General features: G+C 71.1%; 7 protein-coding genes. 2 read left to right on the top strand and 5 right to left on the bottom strand.

Annotated elements, in window-relative coordinates:
• A partial coding sequence (locus ABD134_RS12020; RefSeq protein WP_344229752.1) for an isochorismate synthase occupies positions 1–948 on the top strand: 948 nt, incomplete at its 5' end.
• Between the two features lie 15 nt (positions 949–963).
• On the opposite strand, the gene menD is transcribed toward ABD134_RS12020, so the two are convergent.
• The 4 genes from menD to ABD134_RS12000 all read right to left on the bottom strand — a co-directional run bounded on the left by menD (position 964) and on the right by ABD134_RS12000 (position 7,011).
• A complete protein-coding gene (gene menD, locus ABD134_RS12015; protein WP_344229751.1) occupies positions 964–2,913 on the bottom strand; it encodes a 2-succinyl-5-enolpyruvyl-6-hydroxy-3-cyclohexene-1-carboxylate synthase in 1,950 nt (649 codons plus the stop codon).
• 165 nt (positions 2,914–3,078) lie between these two features.
• The gene (locus ABD134_RS12010; protein WP_344229749.1) at positions 3,079–5,136 is read right to left on the bottom strand and encodes a PhoX family protein; all 2,058 of its coding nucleotides are present in this window, start codon (positions 5,134–5,136) and stop codon (positions 3,079–3,081) included.
• 149 nt (positions 5,137–5,285) lie between these two features.
• The gene (locus ABD134_RS12005) at positions 5,286–6,377 is read right to left on the bottom strand and encodes an o-succinylbenzoate synthase (RefSeq protein WP_378108199.1); all 1,092 of its coding nucleotides are present in this window, start codon (positions 6,375–6,377) and stop codon (positions 5,286–5,288) included.
• A gap of 31 nt (positions 6,378–6,408) precedes the next feature.
• Complete coding sequence (locus tag ABD134_RS12000; protein WP_344229747.1) at positions 6,409–7,011, bottom strand: hypothetical protein; 603 nt, start codon at positions 7,009–7,011, stop codon at positions 6,409–6,411.
• A gap of 160 nt (positions 7,012–7,171) precedes the next feature.
• Between ABD134_RS12000 and ABD134_RS11995 the strand changes: the two genes are divergently transcribed.
• Entirely contained in the window at positions 7,172–8,170 is a 999-nt protein-coding gene (locus tag ABD134_RS11995) for a phosphatase PAP2 family protein (RefSeq protein ID WP_344229746.1), read from the top strand.
• A gap of 6 nt (positions 8,171–8,176) precedes the next feature.
• On the opposite strand, the gene ABD134_RS11990 is transcribed toward ABD134_RS11995, so the two are convergent.
• Positions 8,177–9,481 (bottom strand): MFS transporter, encoded by a 1,305-nt coding sequence (locus ABD134_RS11990; RefSeq protein WP_344229744.1) that lies wholly within the window; start codon positions 9,479–9,481, stop codon positions 8,177–8,179.
• Positions 9,482–9,578: the final 97 nt, after the last annotated feature.

The following is a 9,578-nucleotide window of genomic DNA, read 5'->3' as shown; positions in this document are numbered from 1 at the left end:
CTGCGCGGGCTGCTCGCCGAGACGGCCGGCCGGAAGCCGGACCCCGCCGGTGCCCCAGCGGGTACCGGGGCGGAAGCCGCGGACGGTCTCCGGCTCACCGATGGGGTGCTCACCCAGGACGGATACCGGGCCGCCGTCGTCCGCGGGGTGCGGGAGATCGAGGCGGGGACGCTGACGAAGCTCGTCCTGGCCCGCGACGCCGTGGTCCGCTCCGCCGATCCCGTGGACGTCCCGCAGGTGCTGCGCACCCTGTCGGTGCAGTACCGGGACTGCTGGACCTACGCCGTGAACGGCCTCATCGGCTCGACCCCGGAGATGTTGGTCAAGGTGGACGGGGACGTCGCCCGGGCTCGCGTGCTGGCCGGGACCCTGGACCGGGATGGGGCACCGGTCGGAACGGCTGGATCTGACTACGCCCGTCAGCTGCTCACCGACGATCCCAAACAGCGCCACGAACACCGGTTGGCCGTGGACTCCCTGACCGAGCGCCTCAAGCCATTCACCACCTCCCTCGAGGCCCCGGACGAGCCGTTCGTCCTCGAGCTACCCAACGTGTGGCATCTCGCAACCGACGTCACGGCACTGCTCGTGGGGGCAGAGGGCGCACGGCGAACCGGACCCGGCGCGCTGGCACTCACCGAGGCCCTTCATCCCACGGCGGCCGTGTGCGGCACTCCGCGCGAGGCTGCCGCCGCGCTCATCAACCGGCTGGAGTCCGAGGACCACGGCCTGGACCGCGGCCTCTTCGCCGGCCCCGTGGGCTGGCTGGACGGCAACGGCAACGGCGAGTTCGGCATCGCGCTGCGCGGGGCCGTCGTCGAGGAGGAGCACACGGTGCGCCTCTACGCCGGCTGCGGGATCGTGGCGGCCTCGGACCCTGAGGCCGAGCTGGCCGAAACCCACGCGAAGATGCGCCCCATGCTGCAGGCGCTGGGGCTGCACGCCTAGCCGACCGGACGGGCCCTACCGGAACGTCGCGCGGACCGCGGCCTCCACCTGGCCGCGGACGCGGGGCCGGGCGGAACGGTCCGAACGCAGCTCGAGTACCCGGCGGCCCGGGCCCGGGCTGCCACCGAGGGCGGACAACAGATCGTCCTCGCTGTCCACCGGGATCCACTCCAGGCCGTAAGCCGCACACACGGCACGCACGTCCACGTCCTGCGGGGTGCCGAAGAAGCGTTCCACCACCTCGGCCATGTCCTCACGCTGGGCCACCAGGCCGTGTTCGAGGCCGGCGAAGATCGCCCCACCGGCGTCATTGACCACCACAATGTCCAGATCCGGTTCTGGCTCCCCCGGCCCCAGCAGCAGGCCTCCCACATCATGCAGCAGGGTCAGGTCCCCGCACAGCAGCACGGTGCGCTGGCCAGTGCCCAGCGCCACGCCGGACGCCGTGGAGATCGTGCCGTCGATGCCGGCGAGTCCGCGATTGGCATAGACGATGGACTGCGGGACCGTCGGCGGACGCCAGGACAGGTCCACGTCCCGGATCACCGATGACGAGCCCAGCACGAGTGGGCCCCTGACGGTGCTGGCCACGAGTTGGCTGGTGCGCAGGGCACCGGGGCGGCCGACGTCGTCGTGCCGGGTGGCCAGGGCGTCGTCCAGGGCGGCCTGGGCCCGCACTCCGGCCCGCTGCCAGTCCGTCAGCCAGCCCGCGGGGCCACGGCCGGCGACGACGGCCAGCTCCTCCAGGTCCTCCACCGGACGTTCGCGGCGGGCACCGGGTTCGAACCAGGCCACCGGCTCTGGCTGGTGGAACGCCGTGGCCAGATCGGCCCGGGCCAGCAGCGCGGAGACCTGCCGGGTCAGGGTCGGCCGGCCGAAGAGGATGACCTGCTCGATCCGGGCGGCCAGCGGATGGGAGTCCTCCCCCAGCCCGCCGGCGGACCCGAGGAGCCACGGGTAGGCGCCGACGGCGTTGTGGCCGAAGCGGGCGTTGGAGCTCGGCTCGGCGAGCAGGGGCAGGCCGAGGGCGTTCGCGAAGGCGGCAGGCAGGGGTCCGGAGCCGTGCCCGGCCACCACCACGGTGCGGGACTCGTGCAGCTCGGAGACGTCCAGGTCCAGCTGCTCGGCCAGGTCCATGGGGTTCACCCGGACGGTACCGGTGGTCGTGCTGGGGGTCGCGCTGGTGGGCTGGTCGGCCACGTCGCCGTCCCACTCCACCGGGCCGGCGTCGTCCTCGGCCGGGACCAACGGCTCCCGGAACCGCAGGTTCAGGTGGATCGGGCCGGGTGCGGACTCGCGCACGGCGACACCCGGTACCCCGGCGAATCCCTCCACGTCCTCGGTGTCGAAGCCACCGGCCGCGAGCAGCGCCCGGGAGACCACGGAGGCCAGGTGTTCCCGGTGCCGGCGCAGGGCGGTGATGCGGGGATCGGCATCTGCCCCGGAGACCTCGGCGGCCTCCGCAGCCAGCCAGTCCGGGATCTCGTCCGGATCCACATCCGGGACGGTGTCCCCGCTCAGGGTCTGCGCGAAGCGCACGTGCAACGGGAAGAGCCCATCCTGGCAGGTGGTCTGGTTGGCACCGGTGCCCTGCAGCTCCTCCGGGCGGTCAGCGGTCAGCGCGACCAGTTGGATCCCGGCGTGATCGGCCTCCATGAGAGCCGGCAGCAGATTGCCCACGGCCGTCCCCGACGTCGTCACGACGCCGACTGGCCGGCCCGAGGCCTGGGCCAGTCCCAGTGCGGTGAAGGCCGCGGATCGCTCATCGATGCGCACGTGAAGCCGGATCCGCCCGGCCCGTTCGGCTTCGGCGAAGGCGTAGACCAGGGGTGCGGAACGGGATCCGGGGGCAATCACGGCCTCGCGCAGGCCGCCCTCGATCAGCGCCGCAGCAACGGTCCGGGCCACCTGCTGGGCGTCCAGGGCCGGATTCAGGGTGGGCGGGTCATCCGGGGTTCGGTCCATGCTCCTCATCCTACGGAGGAAGCCTGAGTGGGAGGTTAACTCCGGTGCGGGTCCGGCTGGTCTGGCTGGTCCGGCTGGAAAACACAGAGTGACGCCACCCCCTCACCACCTCCGGCGTGGGGCCGGGCGTGGAATCGGGGATGGCGTCACTGGATGCGCCGCGGGTCAGCGGCCGTTGTTGCCCGTGGTCGAGAAGACCTGGACGATGGCCGGGCGCGGGACGGCGACCTTGTCCCCCTTCAGTGGCCCCTCGGGGACGAAGTCCGGGAAGTAGGAGGTGTGGGCTCCCCAGTCACCGCCCTCGCCGGGATGCTGCACGGCCACGAACACGGAGTTGTCCCGGTCGTGGATCACCGGCCCGCAGGTCTCGGCATCGGCCGGCACCGCCAGGAACTGCTCCACGAGGCCACGGTTGCGGCCCTCGAGCGTGACCTTGTGCAGGGCGTCGCAGTAGCCGATCGTGCCGGGCTGTCCGTCCGTCGAGACCCAGAGGTTGCCTTCGGAGTCGAAGGCCAGGTTGTCCGGGCAGGAGATCGGGGAGACCTGGTCCAGCGGCACCCCGTCGAAGTAGGCGTGGTTGCCCTCCTGCGCCGGATCGCCGGCCAGGAACAGGATGTTCCAGTTGAACCGCTCCGCGGCGTGGTCGCCACGGCGCTCGGTCATCTCGATGACGTGACCGTCGCGGTTCCCGGGAATCGGGTTGGCCTCGTGGAGTCCGCCGGCCTCACGCTGGGAATTGTTGGTCAGGGCCATGTAGACCTTGCCGGTGACCGGATTGGTCTCGAAGTCCTCCGGACGGTCCATCGCGGTGGCGTTCACGGTGTCCGCGGCGAGACGGGTGTTGACCAGGACCTCCTCCACAGTAAAGCCCGGCACCAGTGACCTGTCGTTCTTCACCAGCGGGATCCAACGGCCCCAGCCGTCGAAGTCACCGTCCGAGGGAACGTCACCGGTGCCGTCGATCTCGGACTCCGGGGAGTTGCCGTTGAACTGGGCCACGTACAGGGTGCCCTCGGAGAGCAGGGTCATGTTGTGCTTCTTGTCCCCCTTGCGGTACTTCTGACGCGAGACGAACTTGTAGGCGTAGTCGTTGCGCTCATCGTCACCCGAATAGACCACGGCGTAGCCGTCCCGGGAGATGACCGCGGTCCCGGCCTCATGCTTGAAGCGGCCCAGTGCGGTGTGCTTGACCGGGGTGGACTTCGGGTCCTCCGGATCGATCTCCACGATCCAGCCGAAGCGGTTGGCCTCGTTGGCGTAGCCCTCGTTGTTCAGGTTGAACCGGGGGTCGACCGTCTCCCAGCGGCGGGAGCTCGGTCCTGGTGAGATCCCGATGCGACGCTCGGCCTCGGCTCCGGTGCCGACGAAGTACTGGTTGAAGTTCTCCTCCCCGGACAGCACCGTGCCCCACGGGGTGGTGCCACCGGCGCAGTTGTTCAGAGTCCCGAGCACCTTGGTTCCGGTGGTGTCGTCCTTCGTCTTCAACAGGTCAGATCCTGCGGCGGGGCCGTCCACGGTGAACAGGGTGGAGCCGGTGATCCGGCGGTTGCGGCGCCCTCCCCGGACGTACTCCCACTTCTGCCCCTTGCCGCCGCGCTTCAGGTCCACGATCGAGAGACCATGGGCCTCGATGGCGGCCTCGATGACGTCCTTCGGGTTGGACTTGAGGTACTCCGGGGAGAACATGATGTTCTCGTTGGTGTACTCGTGGCTGTTCACCAGGAAGCCGGTACGGTCATTGCCGCCGTCGGAGAAGACATCAAGGTAGTCCGAGTTGTAGCCGAACTGCTTCGCCTGGGACGCTCCGGTCTGGTTCTCCAGATCGAACTCCGGGGAATCGTCGAACAGTGGATCGCCCCAGCGGATGATGGGGGCCCAGTCGTAGCCGGACGGGACGGTCACGGTGTCCACGGTGCGCTGCACCGGGGCGATGGCCTCGAAGGGCAGCTTCCCGCCGCCTGTGGGGTGGAATCCGTTCGCCGCCTGGGCCGCGGGGGCCTTCTGCAGGGTGGCGGCGCCGACGACGACGGCGGCGGCGAGCCCACCTCCGAGTCCGAGGGCGGCGCGGCGGGAGATCGCGGCGTTGGCGACGTCCCGGAAGTGGGTGTTGCCCGAGGTGTTCGGAGCCTCGTGGCTGCAGGCGTTGCCGCACTTCAATTCACAGGTGATCGGAAGGCGGTTTCCGCGGGTGTGCCCGGCCATGGGCAGGTGGCGTTTCAGCATGGGTTCCCTCTTCAGGTGGCGACGAGTGACGTTCACAAGGCCTTCACAGACTGGCCTCGTCATTCCTCCGTCCGGTCACCGCCCGGTGACGCCCCGGTGAACACTGGGTGAGGTGTATTTAGGTCACTCTCATGCCACTCAATTCTCGCTCAGGCCGCGGACAACACGCCGTGGGCCTGCGCCAGGCGCTGACGCCACCACTGCTGGCGGCTCTCGTCCGCCCGCAATCGTGCCAGGGCCACCGGATCGGGGACGGGACGGGGATGCGGTGCGCCAGATGCGCCGGAAGCAAGCCGGCCGCCGCGGGGAAGCAACGGCCGAATGGCCACGTCCTCTGCGAACAGGGCCACGGTGCCCAGCCCGCAGGCATAGGGCAGCGACGGCAGGCTCGCGGCGAGCGCCACCCCTGCGGCGATTCCCACGGAGGTGTCCAAGGCGGAGGACACCACGGCGTCCAGGCCAGCCGACGCGACGATTCCCAGTGCGCGCCGCACCCCCCCGAGGGGCTGTACCTTGACCACCACGAGATCCGCCGCACCGGCTCGGGCCACGGCGAGTGGATCGGTCTCCTTGCGCACGGACTCATCGGCCGCGATCCGCACCGGCGTCCCCGCGGCGCGGAGGGCCTCGCGCAGCCGGGCCAGCCCCTCGATCCCGGCCACGGGCTGCTCGGCGTACTCGAGTCCCAGCTCCGCGAGCTGCTCCAGGGCGGTGAGCGCCGTGGCGTGGTCCCAGCCCTGGTTGGCGTCGATCCGGAGCGCCGCCCCGGGACGCAGACGGCGAACCTCGGCCACGCGGGCCACGTCCTCGGCCACCCCCTCGGAGCCGGTGCGGCCTGACTCAGCCACCTTCACCTTGACGGCGGGCACCTCACCGAAGGAATCCAGCACCCGCCCGACCTCGGCCGCGGCCACCGCGGGCACCGTCGCGTTCACGGGGACGGAGTCACGCACCGGCGCCGGCCAACCCTGCCAGCCGGCCTCGATCGCAGCGGCCAGCCAACGCGAGGACTCCTCCGGGCCGTACTCCGCGAACGGGGAGAACTCGGCCCAGCCGGCCGGTCCGTGCAGCAGCATGGCCTCGCGGACGGTGACGCCGCGGAAGCGGGTGTGCATCGGCTGGGCCACGACGACGGCGCCCTCCAGGAGCTCGTCCAGCTCCGGCAGCCGCGTGCCGTCCAGCAGGGGCGGGATCCCGTTCTGGGAGCCGTGGGGGTTCTGGGGGTTGCGGTGCTCAGTCACCCCGCCAGTCTATGGACGCCGGCAGATCCCTTCAGACCGCGGCGAAGTAGCCGAACTTGCGTGCCACGGTGACGGCCCGGGCGTGATCGCCGAGGACGGACTCCAGGGCCTCGACCACGGAGGCCGTGGTCTCCGGGCGCAGGTTCCAGTCCTCGTCGAACGGGTCGTCCCAGCGAGCCCAGGCGGTGCCGGTGGCGGTGAGGGCCAGCGTCATCTCCTCGACGGAACCGAAGGTGGGCTCGGGCTCCTCGAGCCGGTCTTCCCAACCGTCCTCGCCCGGCGCGGTGAGGACCTTACCGGTCAACCCGTCCAGGATGAAGGGGTCGGGGCCCTGCTTGGCCACCACCGTCCACTCGTCGTTCCAGTCCACCAGCAACGCGCCGGTGCGGGGGTTCCAGCGGTATCCGGCCTGTTCGTCCCAGAGCCGTTCCAGCGGGAAGAACAGGAAGGGCAGGCCAGCGGTGTCGATCTCGATCCACTCCGGCCCCACTTCCCGGTAGAAGCGGGCGAGTTCGGGAGCCAAGGGCGATTCTCCGGCCCAGTCGAGGGGTTCCTGGCGGCTCATCGGCCCGAAGACGGACAGTGCCTGGCGGACCGCAGCCAGCTCGGGAGTGGGACCCGCAAGGTGTGCCATGGCCCCTACAGTAAGCCGGAACCCACACCGACGGTCCAGCATCCGCTGACCCCGGGGTGACAATTCGGCGAAGAACACTCGACTCCGAGGTGGACGGCGTGATCACCGCCACGGCCGGATATTCGGAGTCCTCTCAGCCGTGTGGACCACAATGGCCTGCATGTCCCCTGCTGCCTCCGACCCCGCGGGTCCCGGCACCGGCCCCAGCCGGCGCGCTCGCACCGCTCGTGCCGACCGGGCATCCCGGGCCACCGTGCTGCTGCGGCCGGCCCGCAGCACATGGGCCTGGGTAGTGGCCGCAGCGGTGACCGCGGCCCTGCTGCTGCTGGTGTACCGCGTCTTCGTGACCACGCAGACCGGCCAACTGGCCGAGTTCATGTCCCTGGAAGCGGCCACACATCGGCTCGAGGGGCTGCGGGGCTCCACCCTCACCGTGCTCAACCGGCTGCCGGAGATCGTGGGCGTGGCCGGCGTCGGGGTGTTCCTGGTGTTGACGGTCTACCGGCGACGCTGGTTCGCGTCCCTGGTGGCGGCGATGGCGTTCGGGGCGGCGAACCTGACCACGCAACTGCTGAAGAACTGGGTGCTGGTGCGCCCTGACCTGGACAACGGGGTGCCGTACTACACCGGCAATTCGCTGCCGTCCGGCCACACGACGTTCGCCGCGGCCGCCGTGGTGGCGGTGTTCCTCATGGTCGCCCCGCGCTGGCGGCCGCTGACCGCCACCGTGGGCGCCGTGTTCGCCACAGCGGTGGGGGCGGGGACCTTCATCGAGACGTGGCACCGCCCCGCGGACATGGTGGCAGCGTACCTGGTGGCCGCGTTCTGGGGGCTGGTGGCCGGCTACGTCATCCTGCGGACCGGTGCCGACTGGAACATCCGCGGCACGCGGACGGCCCGGCATCCGCATTCCGGCGGGCACCCCCTCTGGGATGTGGCTCTCTGGGTCGCCGGTGCCGCGATGCTGTTGGGCGCCTGGTGGGGCTTCGAGGCGGCCGGGGGCACCGCGGCCCTGACAGCCGAAGCGGACTGGTATTCCGGCTGGCACTTCCTCTACGGCGTGCTGCTCGCCACCGGTCCGGGGCTGCTGGTCTTCGCAGCGCTCTCCGGCTTCTTCCGCTGGCAGTCCGGACGCCGGCTGGCCGTTCCACACGACTAGCAGCAATTAGCGGACCACCAGGTCCGCCACCGAACCGGGCCCCTTGGGAAGCGAGCGGGCGAAGATGACGGCACCGGCCGCCGCGATCGCCGCCACGGCCCAGATTCCGAAGGCCAATCCGGCCAGCCCCGTGACGGCGGAGAGCACCGCCGGCCCGGTGAGCATGCCGACATCGGACAGTTGCCGCCACAGTGCCAGGAACTGGGGCCGGCCCTCGGGCGGCGAGTAGTCGGCGCCGAGCGTCATCACGATCCCGGAGCCGAAGCCGTTGCCCAGGCCCACCACCACGGCCACCGCGACGAACCACCAGGGAGATCCGGTCAACGGCACCAGTGCCGTGCCCAGGGCCAGTCCGGCCATGCAGAACACGGCCACCACGCGGCGTCCCCGGCGGTCCATCAGGAACCCCGAGGGGTAGAACATCACCAGGTCGGCCAGCCCTGTCAGCCCGTAGACGGCCGAGGCGGCCGCGGGGCTCAGCCCCAATTCCGTGGCCCACAGCGGGATCACGGCGGAGCGGCTGGCCCGTGCCGCGGCCAGGCACAGCACGCCGATGCCGGCCGTCAACAGCACCCTGCGGTGCCGGCGTGCCAACCCCCGCATGGTGGGCCGGGGGCCCGGCCCGGCGGTGGCTGAATCGATGCGTGAGGCGGGCTGGGAGCTGCCGGCCGGCGACGTTTCCGGTACGGGGAGGTCCTTGATGGTGAAGCTCATGCCGGCGGCGAGCGCCATGGCCGCTGTGGCCACCACAAAGGCCCCCTGCAGGCCCATGACGGCCTGTAATCCGGCCCCGAGGAAGGGACCGGCGAACATCCCGATGCGGATGGTGCCTCCGAGGGTGGACATAGCCCGGGCCCGGTGGCTGCCCGGGACGGCCACCGCGAGGTAGGACTGCCGGGCGAGGTTGAATCCGGCACCGGCCATGCCCACGATCACCAGGCCGGCGAGCAGCAGGCCGAGCCCGGTGTGATCCGCCACCGGGAGCCATCCGGCCACGGCGGCCCAGGTCACCAGGGCGCCGGCTGATCCCACCCAGGCGGAGACGATGATCGTCATGCGTTCGCCGGCACGGGAGGCTAGCCAGGCCGCGGGCGCGTTGGCGACGAGGGAGCCGATGCTGACGAGGGTGACCGAGGCGGCCGCCAGCGCCAGCGAGGCACCGAACGCCGTGGCGGCGGGGGCCATGGCTGGCATGATCGCGCCGAGGCCCACCGCGTAGACGGCGGAGGGCGCATAGATCTGAAAGGCCTGTTCCAGCGGCCCGCCGCGGAAACCCCTGAATCGGCGACGCCGGCCCTCGGGTACGGACATGGCTCGCCTTTCGCTGGACTGGGGGCCACGCTACCGGAGCGCGCTGGCCCGGCCGGTCATGGGACCGGCCGGGCCAGCGAGGGAGGGGTTGCGGTGC

It is taken from the genome of Citricoccus alkalitolerans (genome assembly GCF_039528175.1).
GTDB classification, from domain to species: Bacteria; Actinomycetota; Actinomycetes; order Actinomycetales; family Micrococcaceae; genus Citricoccus; species Citricoccus alkalitolerans.
The sequence above is the reverse complement of the archived record's forward strand: the minus strand, read 5'-3'. Positions and strand labels throughout refer to the sequence as shown.